This window comes from Spirosoma koreense (assembly GCF_054777875.1).
In genome coordinates, this window is record NZ_BAAHAC010000002.1 from 342,989 (window position 1) to 358,922 (window position 15,934).

Sequence of the window (15,934 nt, forward strand, 5' to 3'; positions counted from 1 at the left end):
CTTTACCTGCTTTGAAACCGAATAAATATCTGCTGATCCTGCTGGCAACGGTAATGGCCTATGTGCTCTTTGAGTACTACCGGCCTAAACCGATCAACTGGACGCCGACCTACCGAAACGACCAAACCATTCCGTTCGGTACTCAGGCTTTATTCGAGTTGTTGCCCAGTGTGATGCATCAGCCGACGATTAAAACCGTTCGGTTACCGATCTATAATTTTCTGACGGAAACAAAATTGCCGACACCAGGTAATTATGTCCTGATATGTCACGATTTTAAGATCGATGGGAATGAACTTCCCAATCTTCTCGCTTATGTAAAACGCGGCAACAACGTCTTCGTTTCTGCTTACAGCCTGCCCGACACGCTAGGAGCGGTACTCGGGTTCAGTGCCGAAGAAAAAGCGCCGACAAAAGCCGACACGACCCTACGGCAAAATTTTATGAACCCGCGGCTACGAACAACCAGTGGCTACAATTTTTTTCACGACGATGGCCGTAATTTCCTGACCATCAAAGAGTCGGGGCAGATTACCGTATTAGGGCGTAATGCTCGTAGCGAGCCTGTCTTCATTCGGGTCCAATACGGTAAAGGCCAGTTTTTCATCCACAACTTACCACTGGCATTTACGAACTATTACGTATTAGACACCAAAACCTCTGATTACGCGTTCAAGGCTCTTTCTTATTTGCCACCCTTGCCTACCTACTGGGACGAATACCAGAAACAAGGGCGGTTCGATGAAGAGCAACAGTCTATTTTTCGGTATATTCGTTCGCAACCTGCGTTGAACTGGGCTTATTACCTGATCGTTTTCGGTTTGGTTGTCTACGCGATCTTTGCCGGCAAACGAACCCAGCGGGTTATTCCGGTAATGGAGCAGCCGAGGAACACCTCACTGGACTTTGTGCAATCGATCGGTCGGTTGTATTTTCTGCAAAATGAACACGATAACCTTACACGCAAGAAAATACAGTATTTTTTGGCCGAACTTCGTGAACGCTACGGGCTGAACACCACTGTTTTAGATAAAGAATTTACCGAAACGCTGGCCCGCAAGAGTGGGGTAACGCCGGCAGAAGCCACCGATCTGGTTCGGCTTCTGCGGGAAGCCCAACGCAACATCTCGTTTTCTGAATTCGATTTGCTGACGCTGAACCAGGCTATACAAAACTTTAAACATCTATCTGAACCAGGATTTTTGTGATTTTGCTGATTGACTTTGAGTTAAGCTACTTTCTGCGAAAGCTGAATTTTAAAATCAAGGTCGGTCAGATGAAATCATAAAAATCCTGCCGGGCCGCCGATGCGGTTCAGACGTATATTATGGAAACATTCGATTCCCGGTTAGACCTTACTGCGCTCAAAACAGCAGTTGATGCGATTCGCACTGAAGTGGGTAAGGTGATCATTGGTCAGCAGCAAATGGTCGATCTGCTGCTAACGGCGCTACTTGCCGATGGACACGTGCTCATCGAGGGCGTACCAGGCGTGGCTAAAACCCTAACGGCCAAACTACTGGCCAAAACGATATCGGTAGACTTCAGCCGAATTCAGTTTACCCCCGATCTGATGCCATCCGACGTGTTGGGAACCTCCGTTTTCATGCCCAAAACCGGTGATTTTACCTTTCGGCAGGGACCCATTTTTTCTCACATCGTTCTGATCGATGAAATTAACCGCGCTCCGGCGAAAACGCAGGCTGCCCTGTTCGAAGTAATGGAAGAGCGGCAAGTAACCAACGATGGCGTCACCTATCATCTGGAAGAGCCGTTTATGGTACTGGCCACCCAGAACCCCATTGAGCAGGAAGGCACGTATCGGCTGCCCGAAGCCCAGCTCGATCGGTTTCTATTCAAAATTGTGGTATCTTACCCTACTGCAGACGAAGAGGTCGATATTCTGCGTGGTCACCACAAACGGCGTAATTTGACCGATGCGTTGAACGCGATCGATGCGGTGCTCACAACCGATCAACTGACGACTTTACGGGCTCAGGTGCATCAGGTACATATCGAGGATAAACTGTTTGCGTACATCGCACAGATTGTGCAGGCTACCCGCGCCAATAAATCGCTTTACCTGGGCGCGTCGCCCCGGGCTTCGGTGGCGCTGCTGAACAGTGCCAAAGCGCTGGCTACCCTCAACGGCCGCGATTTCATTACGCCCGAAGATGTGCAGGAGCTGGCCGCTCCCGTATTGCGTCATCGGGTACTGCTTACGCCGGAGCGGGAAATGGAAGGAACTTCAACCGACGAAGTCATTGAGCAACTGGTAAAAAAAATAGAAGTTCCCCGATGACGAGTGAATATTGATTAATGGCAATATAAACGATGAACAGTGCAGTACACAAAGCGGTCAAGAGCAACCCTGAACCTTCAGGTTCGGGGTTGTACCGATTTACGCATGCGTTGTTCATTATTCATTGTACATTATTCATTATCCAGCCCATGCTCCTCCGGGCACAGGATCCAGCTCAACTGGTGGGGACCTGGATCGGCGTTCATACTGAATGGGATGTCCATTTCTATTGTGCTCTACCCGCTTATATCCAGCTCGAGCCAGACAGTACCTATCATCTGGGCCTGATCGATGGGTCGGCCCGGGAACACACGGCCACCTGGTCTGCCAATGGGGGGAGCGTACGGCTGGACACTGTTCGCTTCGCGCGCGGGCTAGTTACGGTCCAGGGTGATCTACTCCGAATCGGCACTAATTACCCTATGCTTTTCCGTCGGTTTACCCCTATACCTATTGATTCAGCCAAGGCGTTCCGGCAGTTGAGCGGGTCTGTCTGGCAGTCAGCCCACCAGATCGTTTATCTTTATGCAAATGGTCAGGCAGAGGTAGAAAACCCGATAACGAAAGAACATACGACTCATTTCTGGCAATTAGCGCGTTTCGGGAAATCCGTATTTCTGGTCATTCGGGGAAATCGGCTCGATCGAGACGGCGACTACAAATCGATATGGCAGGTCAGTGGGCTAACCGCAAAGCAGCTACGGGCTATCGGCTGGAACGGCTATTCTGTGGCAACGGAAACGTTTCAGCAGGTCAGAAACTTAAGTACAGCCGACTCATGCCGTTCCAGCGGTTTTCAGACTTGCACCAACTGCTTCAGAAGCGGCTGGACGTCACTAACGCACGGACTTGAGCGCTACGATATCACCCAGCTCTTTAGCCAGTATTACCGGGCCGTCGATCAGTCAGGCGAATCAGGACTAATCAGGGTGCAATTTGTCATTAATTGTCAGGGCGAACGCGGTCGCTTCGAGCTGAGCAGCTTTGACGAGGATTACTGCCCGAAGACATTCGATAACCGGATTACGAAACAACTACTGGCAATTTGCCAGAATTGGGTGGTTCCCAGCGCTTCCACTCAGGAAGCTGACAATCTGGATACACGCGCACGCGATGCCATCGTTTCTCTGACGTTTCGCCTAAAAGATGGCTGTTTAACGGATATTCTACCATGAATCGACTGTGCTGGCTGCTCCTTCTTTTACCGCTTTTCGTGACGGCACAACCTGATGGCGAACGCTTTTTGACGGCTACGACTTCGCTGCTGCGGGCAAATCGACGGACTGAACCGCTTTTTTTTTCCGCACCCGGCCGGGAAAAGCTTCGACTGGATACGTTAGCCGCCAGCGCCCAGAATTATCGCCAGCTGGCGTTCCACTACTTCTGGCAGAATGACTACGAAGCGGCCGCTTCATGGCTGGAAAAAACAGCCGCGCAGTTTCCTAAAGAACACGGCATGGTCGGCGAGTTTTATCTGGCGAGGCTGCACGACTATCCTCGTGCACTTCGCCACCTCGATGCCTATGATGCCCTGACGCCCCGATTCGATGATATCATTAGCCATAATCCGGTCAGTTACATGCGTGGGCTGGCTTACCGTGGTCTCGGCAAGTATGCAAAAGCTATTGAACAGTTTTCGATAGGCATCGACTCTTTATCCAGCAAACACGGATCGGAATGGGTCAATTACCGTCATTTCGTGAGTCGGGCAGTGAGTTATCTGGCAACGCAGCAGCCCCAGAAAGCCCTGGCCGATCTGGACAAAGCCGCTCAAAATTTCGGTCGTAGTGCATTGGTGCAGTACCATCGCGGCCGCGCGCTGCGACAACTCAATCGATTCGATGAAGCTCGAATGGCTTTTGACGATGCTTCCTTCTTCTTCAAAGCACTACGCGCTGAACGAACTGGCGATTATCAGGAAGACGACTATAACCCAATCTATGAGCCAGAGATCGACGAGGCTCTTGCCACTTTAAAGAACAAAATCCGTTGACTTTTCTACGCCCGCTCTTCGTCTCAACCCGGCTGTGGTTCGTGTTCATCACGATCGTACTGTTGTTCATTGCGGCCTACGCGTTTCCGCTTCTGTTTCCGCTGGCGCAGATAGCCTTCGCAGTTTTTGTCCTCCTGATCGGTTTAGACAGCTGGCTCCTGTTTCGTACGAGAGATGGTTTTTTCGCCCGCCGGGAATTACCCGAGCGCCTATCGAACGGTGATGAAAATCCACTGACGATCTACCTCGAGAGCCGATACCCGTTTCGGGCAGATGTAGAAGTCATCGACGAAATTCCCTTTCAGTTTCAGCGACGCGATGTTTTATTTCGGGCTGGGTTGGCTCCGCGCGAGACGCGGGCCATTCGCTACGAATTACGGCCTACCCGCCGGGGTATGTACAGTTTTGGAGCAGTAAATATATTCGTGTTATCGCCCCTGGGGCTGCTCAAACGCCGGTATCAGTTTGAACAGGGCAAAACGGTTGCCGTTTATCCATCCTTTCTGCAGATGCGGCAGTACGAACTACTGGCCGTCACCAACCGGCTGAACGAGATTGGCATTAAGCGTATCCGACGCATTGGTCACAGCATGGAATTCGAGCAGGTACGACCGTATACGACCGGAGACGATATTCGAACCATCAACTGGAAAGCGACTTCCCGGCGAGCCGCTCAGGATACGGCCCTGATGATCAATGCTTACCAGGATGAGCGTTCTCAGCCAGTTTATTGCCTGATCGACAAGGGCCGGGTTATGCAATCCCCATTCGAAGGCCTGACACTGCTCGACTATGCCATCAATGCCAGCCTGGTTCTGAGTAACATTGCTTTGATAAAGCAGGATCGGGCCGGCATTCTGACCTTCTCGGATCATATCGGCCAACTGCTACCCGCCGATCGTCGTTCCGGGCATATGCTCAAGATACTAGAACTCCTTTACCGGCAGCGCACTCGTTTTCTGGAGACGGACTACGAGAGTTTGTACGCCAGCGTTCGGGCGCATATCCGCCAGCGAAGTCTGCTATTGCTTTTTACCAATTTCGAAACCCTGAGCGGCATGCGTCGCCAATTACCTTATCTGCGTCGGCTGGCCAAAGATCATCTGCTGCTGGTCATTTTCTTCGAGAATACCGAGCTTCGCGCCCTGCTCGACCAACCCGCTGCCGATACTGAAGCGATTTATATCCAGACGATCGGTGAAAAATTTTCCTTTGAGAAAAAGCAGATCGTGAAGGAATTGACGCAGTACGGCATTCAGACTATCCTGACCGCTCCGCAAAATCTGACGGCCAATACGGTGAATAAGTACCTGGAATTAAAAGCGCGGGGAATGATCTGATAAGTTTGCTACGGTAAAATCGCCCAGACATCAATTATCGCCTAAACTTCCTTTTACCGATTCGTAATTAGACTTTAAGCGACCCATTTCCTTGGCTAGAAAGGTTTGCAGCTGTCGGTTGAACTCTTCTTTCTCTTCGTCCGGCAACGACGCATACAGGTCTTTCAACTCCTGATTGATGGCCGCCCGCTCCGTGTCGTTGGTGGCATTGATGGAGCGATAATGATATTTTCGAAAATCGTACTGCATTGGTTATTCTTCGGGTAAATTGGCAAAAATTTCTTTCAGCGTTAACTCAAAACCGTCGATACTAACGGGTTCATCCGGTGACGTGTACAGGGTTTCTGTCCAAACGTTAACTTTTTCTGTCCGGCGGCACACGATTACTTCGCGGTCAAGTGGGTCAACAAATATGATCTCCTGAAGCGAATCGATTTGTTCGTATTTCCGGCGTTTAGCACCCAAGTCGTAATTGAGTGTCGATTCCGACAGGACTTCGACAATAAGATAGGGGTTAGCAATAATTGACTGAGAGCCTTTCTGGTAAACAGGTCTGTCTTTAATAACCAGTACGTCGGCATTATAATGCCCTTTTTCACCTTCTTTTCTTATCCCTGCGTTACTACCCGCTACATAGTAGGGTTTCCCCAAATAAAAGCCTTTCAGCAGATAAATCAGCTGGCTAACTAAAAGTTCGTGGATAAACGTGGCTAGGCCCATTAGTATAATCTGGCCGTTATAGTATTCAGCCTGGTAATTGGTTTCCGTCAAAAAGTCCTCAAACTCTTCCCACGATGCTGGAATAGCAACCAATCCTCCCCGCTCAAGCGTCTCTACCTGCTCATCCCTCAGCTGTATTTTTTCCAGAGCCTGCATACGTCATCTGCTTTTTAGTAAATATAGTCGGACCCACTAGAGAACAAAAAGCCCTTTCCGAAGAAAGGGCTTACGATTGACTAGTTCATTACGATTTCATTAAGTCTTCATGCGCTTTTATTCGCTGCTTCTCGATACGCCCCGACACGATAATACTGACTTCGTAGAGCATAGCCAGCGGCAAAGCAACCAGCACCTGACTATAAATATCCGGCGAAGGTGTTATGACACCGGCTACTATCAAAATAACGATCCAGGCATGCTTACGGTATTCGCGCATGAATTTTGGCGTTAGTACTCCCACTTTCGAGAGAACGAACGCCACCATAGGCATCTGGAAGATCAGAGCACAGCCCAACGAAAGGGTGACAAGTATACCGATGTACGATGTAATATCGAACTGGTTTTTGATTTCAGGGGTAATCTGAAAGTTCGCCAGAAAATTGATGGCCAGTGGCGATACGATGAAATAGCCGAAGAACAAACCCAGCAGAAATAACATCGAAACGAAAAATACGGCACCACGAGCAGCATTTTTCTCTTCTATGCGCAAACCCGGTTTTATAAACCGCCACAACTCCCAGAAGGCGTAGGGGAAAGCGAAACAAAGTCCGATAATAGCTGCCGAGGTCATGGCCATTGTAAACTGATCTGATACGCCGAGCGACTGTAGCTCGAAGTTCAGCTTCGTAACGCATAGGTCCCTATAACCCGTGACATCCGCCAGTTTACACATCATTCGATACGTCCAGAAATTGGGATTTTTAGGCCCCATGATGACGATATCAAAAATTTCTTCAATGTAAATAAAGGCAAGGATAGCAAATACCAGAATGGCTCCGACAGCTCGGATAATGTGCCAGCGTAGTTCTTCCAGGTGATCCAAAAAGGACATTTCCTTCCCTTCGGAATCAATTTCTTCGTCAGTCAGTTGGTCGAGTGGCATTGCTTAATTGAGAATGAGTGAATAAGTAAATGAGTGAATAAAAAACGTTCCGGTAAGTCCATTCGCTCATTCACTCACTCTGCCATTCACGATTAACTTTTGTAGAGCGGAAATGCTTTCATCCACTCGTTAATTTCTTCTTTAACGGTTGACAAAGTGGCTTCGTTGTCGTGATTCATCAGCACTTTGTCGATATATACGACGATCTGCTCCATGTCCGATTCTTTCAGGCCGCGCGTAGTCATAGCCGCCGTTCCGACCCGAATACCCGAGGTCACCATCGGCGACTTGTCATCGAACGGAACCATGTTTTTGTTGATTGTGATATCGGCTTTGATCAGCGTATTTTCGGCCAGCTTTCCTGTCAACCCTTTCGACCGCAGGTCGATCAGCATCAGGTGGTTGTCGGTACCGCCCGAAATAATTTCGTACCCGCGGCTTAGGAATGCTTTGGCCATTGCCTGGGCATTGGCTTTCACCTGAACGGCGTAGTCGTAGAAATCCTCGCTCAGCGCTTCGCCGAAACCGATGGCTTTGGCGGCAATGATGTGTTCCAGTGGGCCGCCCTGCGTACCCGGAAACACGCCCGAATCCAGTAACGACGACATCAGACGGGTTTCTCCCTTTGGGGTTTTGATACCGAATGGGTTTTCGAAATCATTCCGCATCATGATGATCCCCCCACGTGTACCACGTAAAGTTTTATGCGTCGTAGTCGTGACGATATGGGCATAAGCCAGTGGATCGTTTAATAACCCTTTGGCAATCAGGCCGGCCGGGTGCGAAACATCCGCCAGTAACAATGCTCCCACTTCGTCGGCGATGGCACGCAGGCGGGCATAATCCCAATCGCGGCTGTAGGCCGAAGCACCACAGATCAGCATTTTGGGCCGTTCGCGTCTGGCCGTTTCTTCGACCACATCGTAGTTGATAACCCCCGTCTCTTTTTCAACACCGTAGAATGTAGGGCGGAAATATTTCCCCGATATATTCACGGGTGAACCGTGCGTCAGGTGCCCACCGTGCGATAGATTGAAACCCAGGATCGTATCGCCCGGTTGCAGACATGCCAGAAACACAGCCGTATTGGCTTGTGCCCCCGAGTGCGGCTGCACATTGACCCACGTAGCTCCGAAAAGCTCTTTAGCCCGGTCAATGGCAATTTGCTCAATCTGATCGACCACTTCACAACCGCCATAGTACCGTTTGCCGGGCAACCCTTCAGCGTATTTATTGGTTAGAACGCTCCCGGCGGCTTCCATGACGGCGGGCGACACGAAGTTTTCGGAAGCGATTAATTCAATGCCGGACTCCTGCCGGTGTTGTTCTTTGGCTATCAGGTCAAACACCTGCGTATCGCGGGTGGTAGTAGTGACGGTAGTCATCGATATGATCGGTTTATTTAGTTGGGTGTCGGCTATCCGCTTGAGTCGATGTCTGCGCAAACAAACTGAAGAACAGCCGAACAACTACACAAAGGTACATAAGATGTAGAAGATTTTGCGGCCAAATCCGACAAAACTAAGCCCGACCTGGGCTAGCTGCGGGCTAGTCTCTCATGGCCTCCGATTAAACCTTCAGCTAGTCGAGTCATCTTACAGACAATAACGGCTTTTCTTAGGCATTGATTCAGTGGATCGGGCCTGAGCACTCGTCGAACCTAATTAACTAACGCTATGAAAACGCCAATCAAACTAGTAGCCTTGGCAGGCTTATTCTTCTCAGCCCTACTTTCTTCCTGTACCACTACAAGCCGCACTACCGTACAGGGGCCACCACCTGCTCGCGTCGAAGTTATTCCGGCGGCTCCTTCTGCCCGCCATGCCTGGATTCCTGGCCATTATGTCCGGCGGGGACGCAATTATATCTGGGTCAATGGCCATTACCAGGTTGCCCCAGCCCGTTATTCTGCCTGGGCACCGGGCCATTGGCAACAATCCCGCCGAGGCCCGGTCTGGGTCGAAGGTCACTGGCGCTAACGAATATGATTGTTCGGGGAGCTTATGGTATGAGCTCCCTTTTTGTTAGGGCGTAGTGATTTATACCAACGAGGAGCCCCTTAAAAACTAAATTGGTTTAGTGCCGATTGATAGCGTAACGGCGTCATACCGGTGTGAATTTTAAACTGCCGGTGAAAATGTGAACTATTGTTATACCCGCATTCCAGAGCCACTTGGCCGATGCTCATGGTAGCGCTGGTAAGCAGTTTCCGGGCGTGTCCGATCCGCAAGCCATTTAGGTATTCAACGAAAGTTTTTCGGGTTCGGGTCTTAAAATACCGACAGAAAGCGGCAGGAGTCATACCCGCTATCGACGCAATTTCGTCAACCCGGATTTCGTCTTTGAAATTGGCTAAGATAAACGTCAGAATCCGCTGCATGCGCTCGGTATCGGCCATGCCCGTTGCCAGTTGGTAGCCATCGCTCGCCAGCAGGTAGGCTTCGGTGTCGTCGACTAACTGGTCGAGAATAGCCAGCAAACCAAGTAACTGCCGAAAGCCCGTCCTGAGTACTAGCTGTTCCAGCTGCCCAGCCACTGCTTGCCCGGCGGCAGCACTGAAACAAACGCCATGACGAGCCCGGTCGAGAAGTTGGTGAACGGCGTTGGCTTCGGGTGCACTGACTATGCCGCTTTCCTTAAATTCGGCGGGAAACTGCACGACGATCGACTCGGCCTTTGGGGCCGGATTCTCCGGGATCAACTCGTCGTCGCTGCGCCAGAAGTGGGGTAAATTTGGCCCCAGCAGCACGAGGTCGCCTGCTTTGAAAGATTCTACATGGTCGCCAACAAACCGTTGCCCGGTACCTTTTACGATATACGTCAGCTCATATTCTGGATGATAGTGCCAGGGTGCATCGAAGTAAGGCAAGGCAAACCGACGAACCAACAGCGAGCTTTGCTCCCGCACAACTATTTTTTCAAAGAGTGCTTTCAAGAGGTGTGCTATTTTGATCCCTAGTTTGATGCTTTCGCTAAAAAGTCATCAAAATTACACACAAAACCGCTAATTTCCTGTGCGCTATTCCGTATGAATCAGACTACTTTTGTCTAATTCATCTACCTGATCGTTAACCGTCGTATTTATCAATGGAAGCCATTGTTCATAAAGAAATCCTGCTCCAGGAGCTGAATAATCATTATTCGGTGCCGTCGGAAGCAATCGCTTTTTACCGTCAGAACGGTTATGTTAAATTAAAGCATGTACTGAGTCCGGAGGTACTGGATCATTACGGAACCATACTGACGGATCTGGTTTTTCGGCTCAATACGCTTACCAAACCCATGGAGGAACGCTCGACTTACGAACGAGCCTTTCTACAGATCATGAACCTGTGGCGGGAAGACGAGCAGGCAAAAGAATTTGTCTTTTCCAAACGTCTGGCCAACATAGCAGCGGACCTGATGGGGGTTCAGGGCGTGCGGCTTTACCATGATCAGGCACTCTACAAAGAACCGTCGGGTGGCATTACGCCCTGGCACGCTGATCAGTTTTATTGGCCACTAGCCTCGCCAAATACGGTTACCGTCTGGATTCCGCTCCAGGATACGCCGATGGAAATGGGGCCACTGGCGTTCGCTGAAGGTAGTCAGCACGTTGAGATTGGCCGCGACATCGAGATTAGTGATGAAAGCGAAGAAGTACTCGATGCCGAACTACGCAAACAGAATCTCCCCCTCAACGACACCCCCTTCGAGCTTGGCGAGGTCAGCTATCATGCGGGCTGGACGTTTCACCGGGCCGGGCCGAACGTTTCCGACCGGCCGCGCAAGGTGATGACCATGATTTACATGGATAAGGATCAGATTATCATGCCGCCCCGCAATCATTATCAGCTAGCCGATCATGCCAAATGGCTTAACAACGCTCCTATCGGCAGCAAGCCAGAGGATGAGTCGAATCCGATCTTGTTCAGTTATTAGTCAGTTTCTCATCTGTCGGTGGTCGGCAGGTGTTCGTCAGGAGGAGGTCGGTTTTCGCGGACTTTTGCCCCTCTCCGACGAACATCTATCGACTATTCGTTTTTATGGAAATATTTTTGTTGAATTTCTGTTCATCAAGCAAACCAACACTTACCCGAAGCGGTATGAAATCAATTCTTAGGCTAATCGTGTGGCTTTTGCTACCGCTGGCCACGTCGGCTCAGATTTTGAAACCAGTCACCTGGTCCTACAAGCCGGCTAAATCAGCCGCTAAAGTCGGCGATGTCGTTGAGCTTCGTTTCACAGCAGCTATTCAGGCTGGCTATCACATCTACTCATCGGATGTCAACCCTAAAATCGACGGTCCGCTGCCAACGGTCATCAAGTTTAACGAAAACAAAACCTATGAACTGGTTGGCAAACCGAAGCCTGTCAGCAAGGTAGAAACCAAATACGAAGAAGCCTTCGAGGGTGACACTTACCTGATGCACGGGCCAGCCCAGTTTACACAGCGGATCAAACTCCTCAGCGATAAGCCCTTCCTGGAAGGAAATATCGACTACCAGGTCTGTACCGATAAAGACGGGCAGTGTATACCGGGCAATGAAGATTTTGTCATCTCAGGATTAACGGTTTCGGCTCCCGCTGCCCTTACTACGGCTGTAGCCTCAGTACCTCAAGCCTCGTCGGCCACCAGTGCTCCAGTTGCTGAAACGGCTGTTACAGCTTCGACGCCGACCACTGCTTCAGCTACTACCGCGGAGACGCCCAAACAAGCCAGACCGACCCTCACTGAAACGGTTAAAAGTCCCGTAATAGCCTTGGATGAAACCGCAACAGGATCGGGCGGGTCTTTACTGGGGTTTATGCTGGCCGCTTTTCTGTCGGGCTTAGTAGCATTGCTGACGCCCTGTGTCTTCCCAATTATTCCGGCAACGGTTAGCTTTTTTACCAACCAACAGGGTGGGCAGTGGAAAGCGTTTCTCTACGGCGCGTTTATCATCGGCATTTATGTACTCGTTGGCACCGTAGTGTCGCGCATCAACGGACCGGCTTTTGCGAATTTCGTCAGTACACACTGGTTACCCAATGTGCTTTTCTTCCTGGTATTCTTTGTTTTCGGCTTATCGTTTTTGGGTCTTTTCGAGATTGTACTCCCTAATTCACTCATCAACCGAGCGGATGCTCGCTCTGAGCAGGGTGGTATTCTGGGCATTTTCTTTATGGCCTTCACCCTCGTTCTGGTTTCTTTCTCCTGCACAGGCCCGATCGTAGGCAGCCTGCTGGTAGCGTCGGCGGGGGGCGAAGTCGTCAAGCCGATTCTGGGCATGGCCGCTTTTTCATCGGCTTTTGCCATTCCGTTTACGCTGTTTGCCGCTTTTCCGCAGTGGCTCAAAAACTTACCTCGCTCGGGCGGCTGGCTCAACTCGGTGAAAGTGGTGCTGGGCTTTCTGGAGTTGGCGCTGGCGTTGAAGTTTCTGAGTGTTGCCGATCAGGTATATCACTGGAACTTACTCGACCGGGAAGTTTTTCTTTCGATCTGGATCGTGATTTTTTCGTTGATCGGTTTTTATTTCCTGGGTAAACTTCGATTGCCGCACGATAGCGAAGTCAAATCCATTAGCGTACAGAAATTATTATTGGCGATCGTTACATTCTCATTCGTCGTTTACATGATTCCGGGCTTATGGGGCGCACCATTGAAAGCGCTTTCGGGCTATTTGCCTCCTGAAGCCTCGCAGGATTTCAATCTGTACCGGACCGAGGGCCGAGGGCTAAAGCCAGAAAATCGAATTGCTGAAAGCATCAAATATGCCAATCTGTTTCACTTGCCCCATCAACTGGAAGGCTTCTTCGACTACAAACAAGCTTTGGCGTACGCGAAGAAAGTGAACAAGCCCGTTTTCATTGACTTTACGGGCCACGGCTGCGTGAATTGCCGCGAAATGGAAGCACGTGTCTGGTCGGACCCAGCGGTGCTGTCGCGCCTTCAGAATGATTTTGTTGTACTGGCGCTTTACGTAGACGATAAAACCGAGCTACCCGAAGCCGACTGGTATACGTCTTCATACGATCAAAAAGTAAAAAAGACGATCGGTGCGCAAAACGCTGACTTGCAGATAACGAAGTATAATAACAACGCCCAGCCGCATTATTGCCTGGTCAAGAGCGACGGTTCATTGCTCGTTCCACCTAAAAACTACGACCGCGATGTAGCGAATTTTGTGGCCTTTCTGGATTCGGGAAAGGCGAAGTTCTGAACTTAGTAGCGCAGATGGAAACCCGCAGTTAGTAGCCCGAAATTGTGGGTTTCCAACCGCGCTACTAACCGCCAAACTCTACCATAAAAAAAATCCCCGCCAGATGCTGGCGGGGATTTTTTTGGTCATTTCGATTTAGGCCGCTACTTCCGTTGGGATAGCCTGCGACTGGACTAGCTCGATATCTGGTTTAGACTGATCGGCTACAGTTACCCGGCCACGTTCTTTACGTACAATCCGCGAGTAAAGTGAGATCTCCTGGTCGAATAAAAAGCGGAAGAACAAACGGACGTAAGACGTGTGGTATTTTAGCGTATCGTAGTATTCAGGGGCCGATTTCTTAAGCTCCGGCAACTTATTCCAGGGAATCGACGGAAAATCATGGTGCTCATTGTGAAAGCCCACGTTCAGGTTTACTCCGTTCAGTTGTCCATAATAGCTGTAGGTTTCCTGTTCCGGATCGAGCGTCAGGTAATGCTCCTGAATCCAGCGGGCACCCAGCGGATGCAGCCCTACCGAGAAAAACAAACACAGCAGCAGGAAAATCAGCGCTTTCCAGCCGAACAACGCAACAACCAGTACATCAAACGCCAGTTGAACGACAATATTGGCGGCTACCCATTTGTCGATGACCGCCAGTTCGCGGCAGCGAATGGTCCGAATCGCCTGAAAAATGGGAAAGAAGAGCAACCAGACAGCTTTACCGATCGCGTAATTATTGATTAGCTTCGCTTCATACCAGTCGGGCAGATCGGCATCCAGTTCATGCACACCCTGGAAGGCATGATGCTTGATATGAAAATTCTTGAACGACAGCGCCGTTGGAAATACGGTTGGGAGGTTAGCAAAAATAGCAGCCCAGGCGTTTGCCGTCGGCTTGCGGAAAATCAGATTGTGGGCTGCTTCATGTATGCAGACGAACAGCGTGTGCGCTGGGAAGGCCCCAATAAACCAGGCAGCCGCCACCACAACCCACCACGATTGATCGTGTACCAGGTAAGCCATACCGACCATCATCGACACGCAGCCCAGGATCACCCAGAAGGTCGTCGGGTTTTTCTGGCCGATCAGTTTTTTGATCTCGGGATGTGATTTGAGAATTTGTCGGGTACGAATGCGATGAGGTTCGGAAGCGTTCGAACGAACAAAATCAGTGAATTTTGCCATAAATGAGGTGTCGCAGGACAAGTCCGGTGATTAACGAACAGTAAAATTAACACAATTCCAACTGGTAATAGCAAGTCATTAACCGAAAAATCTCTGTTTTTAATCCTATTTTAGCTCAACAAGAAAGGCGAAGCTTACTAGCTTCGCCTTTACCGATTCAGGTTGATTCAACAAAATTATAATAAGGTTTTGCAGGACAGCACCCAGGTCCTTAGTATCCTCCGATTGGGAACGAATACCCCAGCGACACAGCAACACCCCGGTTACGAACGTTTACGTTTACAACCGGCACCTGTATTTGCCGGGTAAAGCCTTGGGTGTAGCGGCCCTCAATGAAAAATTTACCGGCGCCGGCATCCATGGCCAGTCCTAATCCACCAACGGCACCGACATCCCAGCGGCTCAGTGACCCGCCGTAATTGACGTCTATATCTATAGGCTGGGTTGTAATAAGAGCCGTAGCACGAGTACGAATTCTCCCATCGACGGCGTAGCTTACGGCCGGGCCAAGAAGCAGGTAAGGTTGTACGGGACCATCGCTCAGGTTAAATTTGGCCAGCAACGGAATCTCGATATGCTGTGACTGGTAGGACATCGTGGCCCCCAGCGGCAGATTGAATCCGCCTACGTTAAAATCAATGCTCTGTTTGATCGAAATGCCTTTTTGCACATAAGCGACTTCGGGGCGGAACGACACCCGATCACTGAGCGGAATGTCCAGAAAAATAGCGCCCGTCGGTCCGGCGGACGGATGGAAAGCGGGGGTCAGGCTCCCCAGATAATCGGGTTTAGAAGCAAAGCCCCAGTTGGCACCCGCCCGAAAGCCGACCTGAACCTGCGCGAAAGAAGTTTGAGAACCGATCAGACTGACTAAAGCAAGAGCACCGGCAAGCACAATTCGTTTCATGGTATTGATGAGAAAATGGATTGGAAAAGACCTGAACTTAATTGTGTAGACTGTCGGCAATAGGCGAAGTAGTTTATTAGTGTCAAACCTGTTGGTTAGAGAACAGATAACCTGAAAGGATTAATCAGGCTTAAAAAAATTTGCATTCGGTATATCGGATTACACGTGAAAATGCCTACGACCTGAAACCCGCAGTCTGGCAATCAGCCAGTTATATTTTT

General features: G+C 50.1%; 15 protein-coding genes. 8 read left to right on the top strand and 7 right to left on the bottom strand.

All coding sequences use genetic code 11. The features are described 5' to 3' along the window. Positions 1–11: 11 nt before the first annotated feature. From ACYVC2_RS02080 to ACYVC2_RS02100, 5 genes are all read left to right on the top strand, one after another. The gene (locus ACYVC2_RS02080; protein WP_461100618.1) at positions 12–1,208 is read left to right on the top strand and encodes a DUF4350 domain-containing protein; all 1,197 of its coding nucleotides are present in this window, start codon (positions 12–14) and stop codon (positions 1,206–1,208) included. Between the two features lie 119 nt (positions 1,209–1,327). Beyond that, positions 1,328–2,302 (top strand): AAA family ATPase, encoded by a 975-nt coding sequence (locus tag ACYVC2_RS02085; protein WP_461100619.1) that lies wholly within the window; start codon positions 1,328–1,330, stop codon positions 2,300–2,302. A gap of 32 nt (positions 2,303–2,334) precedes the next feature. Next, entirely contained in the window at positions 2,335–3,477 is a 1,143-nt protein-coding gene (locus ACYVC2_RS02090) for a hypothetical protein (RefSeq protein ID WP_461100620.1), read from the top strand. Then, positions 3,474–4,295, top strand: coding sequence for a tetratricopeptide repeat protein (locus ACYVC2_RS02095; protein ID WP_461100621.1), 822 nt, complete (start codon positions 3,474–3,476; stop codon positions 4,293–4,295). Before ACYVC2_RS02090 ends, ACYVC2_RS02095 begins: the two co-directional genes overlap by 4 nt. Then, positions 4,292–5,635: a DUF58 domain-containing protein gene (locus ACYVC2_RS02100; protein WP_461100622.1), complete on the top strand. Its 1,344-nt coding sequence runs from the start codon at positions 4,292–4,294 to the stop codon at positions 5,633–5,635. The genes ACYVC2_RS02095 and ACYVC2_RS02100 overlap by 4 nt, the downstream gene beginning before the upstream one ends. A 30-nt stretch (positions 5,636–5,665) precedes the next feature. Here ACYVC2_RS02100 and ACYVC2_RS02105 read toward each other — a convergent pair whose 3' ends face one another. The 4 genes from ACYVC2_RS02105 to ACYVC2_RS02120 form a co-directional block, all read right to left on the bottom strand. After that, positions 5,666–5,884: a hypothetical protein gene (locus tag ACYVC2_RS02105; protein ID WP_461100623.1), complete on the bottom strand. Its 219-nt coding sequence runs from the start codon at positions 5,882–5,884 to the stop codon at positions 5,666–5,668. A gap of 3 nt (positions 5,885–5,887) precedes the next feature. Next, on the bottom strand, positions 5,888–6,511 hold the full coding sequence (locus ACYVC2_RS02110) for a Uma2 family endonuclease (protein ID WP_461100624.1): 624 nt from the start codon (positions 6,509–6,511) through the stop codon (positions 5,888–5,890). Between the two features lie 88 nt (positions 6,512–6,599). Beyond that, a complete protein-coding gene (gene tatC / locus ACYVC2_RS02115; protein WP_461100625.1) occupies positions 6,600–7,457 on the bottom strand; it encodes a twin-arginine translocase subunit TatC in 858 nt (285 codons plus the stop codon). Between the two features lie 92 nt (positions 7,458–7,549). Next, positions 7,550–8,842: a serine hydroxymethyltransferase gene (locus tag ACYVC2_RS02120; RefSeq protein ID WP_461100626.1), complete on the bottom strand. Its 1,293-nt coding sequence runs from the start codon at positions 8,840–8,842 to the stop codon at positions 7,550–7,552. A 291-nt stretch (positions 8,843–9,133) separates the two neighbouring features. Between ACYVC2_RS02120 and ACYVC2_RS02125 the strand changes: the two genes are divergently transcribed. Further along, positions 9,134–9,436, top strand: a complete 303-nt coding sequence (locus ACYVC2_RS02125; RefSeq protein WP_461100627.1) for a hypothetical protein — start codon at positions 9,134–9,136, stop codon at positions 9,434–9,436. Between the two features lie 80 nt (positions 9,437–9,516). Here ACYVC2_RS02125 and ACYVC2_RS02130 read toward each other — a convergent pair whose 3' ends face one another. Further along, positions 9,517–10,392: an AraC family transcriptional regulator gene (locus tag ACYVC2_RS02130; RefSeq protein ID WP_461100628.1), complete on the bottom strand. Its 876-nt coding sequence runs from the start codon at positions 10,390–10,392 to the stop codon at positions 9,517–9,519. 152 nt (positions 10,393–10,544) lie between these two features. Between ACYVC2_RS02130 and ACYVC2_RS02135 the strand changes: the two genes are divergently transcribed. Then, complete coding sequence (locus tag ACYVC2_RS02135; RefSeq protein ID WP_461100629.1) at positions 10,545–11,378, top strand: phytanoyl-CoA dioxygenase family protein; 834 nt, start codon at positions 10,545–10,547, stop codon at positions 11,376–11,378. Between the two features lie 164 nt (positions 11,379–11,542). Next, positions 11,543–13,639 (top strand): protein-disulfide reductase DsbD family protein, encoded by a 2,097-nt coding sequence (locus ACYVC2_RS02140; protein ID WP_461100630.1) that lies wholly within the window; start codon positions 11,543–11,545, stop codon positions 13,637–13,639. Between the two features lie 135 nt (positions 13,640–13,774). On the opposite strand, the gene ACYVC2_RS02145 is transcribed toward ACYVC2_RS02140, so the two are convergent. Then, the gene (locus ACYVC2_RS02145) at positions 13,775–14,806 is read right to left on the bottom strand and encodes a fatty acid desaturase (RefSeq protein WP_461100631.1); all 1,032 of its coding nucleotides are present in this window, start codon (positions 14,804–14,806) and stop codon (positions 13,775–13,777) included. A 211-nt stretch (positions 14,807–15,017) separates the two neighbouring features. Next, a complete protein-coding gene (locus tag ACYVC2_RS02150; protein WP_461100632.1) occupies positions 15,018–15,713 on the bottom strand; it encodes a porin family protein in 696 nt (231 codons plus the stop codon). Positions 15,714–15,934 lie beyond the last annotated feature (221 nt).

Excerpts from the sequence above, each read along its gene's own strand:
- ACYVC2_RS02085 (WP_461100619.1), top strand. The coding sequence starts at position 1,328 with ATGGAAACATTCGATTCCCGGTTAGACCTTACTGCGCTCAAAACAGCA.
- ACYVC2_RS02090 (WP_461100620.1), top strand. The coding sequence starts at position 2,335 with ATGAACAGTGCAGTACACAAAGCGGTCAAGAGCAACCCTGAACCTTCA.
- ACYVC2_RS02095 (WP_461100621.1), top strand. The coding sequence starts at position 3,474 with ATGAATCGACTGTGCTGGCTGCTCCTTCTTTTACCGCTTTTCGTGACG.
- ACYVC2_RS02105 (WP_461100623.1), bottom strand. The coding sequence starts at position 5,884 with ATGCAGTACGATTTTCGAAAATATCATTATCGCTCCATCAATGCCACC.
- ACYVC2_RS02110 (WP_461100624.1), bottom strand. The coding sequence starts at position 6,511 with ATGCAGGCTCTGGAAAAAATACAGCTGAGGGATGAGCAGGTAGAGACG.
- tatC (WP_461100625.1), bottom strand. The coding sequence starts at position 7,457 with ATGCCACTCGACCAACTGACTGACGAAGAAATTGATTCCGAAGGGAAG.
- ACYVC2_RS02120 (WP_461100626.1), bottom strand. The coding sequence starts at position 8,842 with ATGACTACCGTCACTACTACCACCCGCGATACGCAGGTGTTTGACCTG.
- ACYVC2_RS02125 (WP_461100627.1), top strand. The coding sequence starts at position 9,134 with ATGAAAACGCCAATCAAACTAGTAGCCTTGGCAGGCTTATTCTTCTCA.
- ACYVC2_RS02135 (WP_461100629.1), top strand. The coding sequence starts at position 10,545 with ATGGAAGCCATTGTTCATAAAGAAATCCTGCTCCAGGAGCTGAATAAT.
- ACYVC2_RS02140 (WP_461100630.1), top strand. The coding sequence starts at position 11,543 with ATGAAATCAATTCTTAGGCTAATCGTGTGGCTTTTGCTACCGCTGGCC.
- ACYVC2_RS02145 (WP_461100631.1), bottom strand. The coding sequence starts at position 14,806 with ATGGCAAAATTCACTGATTTTGTTCGTTCGAACGCTTCCGAACCTCAT.
- ACYVC2_RS02150 (WP_461100632.1), bottom strand. The coding sequence starts at position 15,713 with ATGAAACGAATTGTGCTTGCCGGTGCTCTTGCTTTAGTCAGTCTGATC.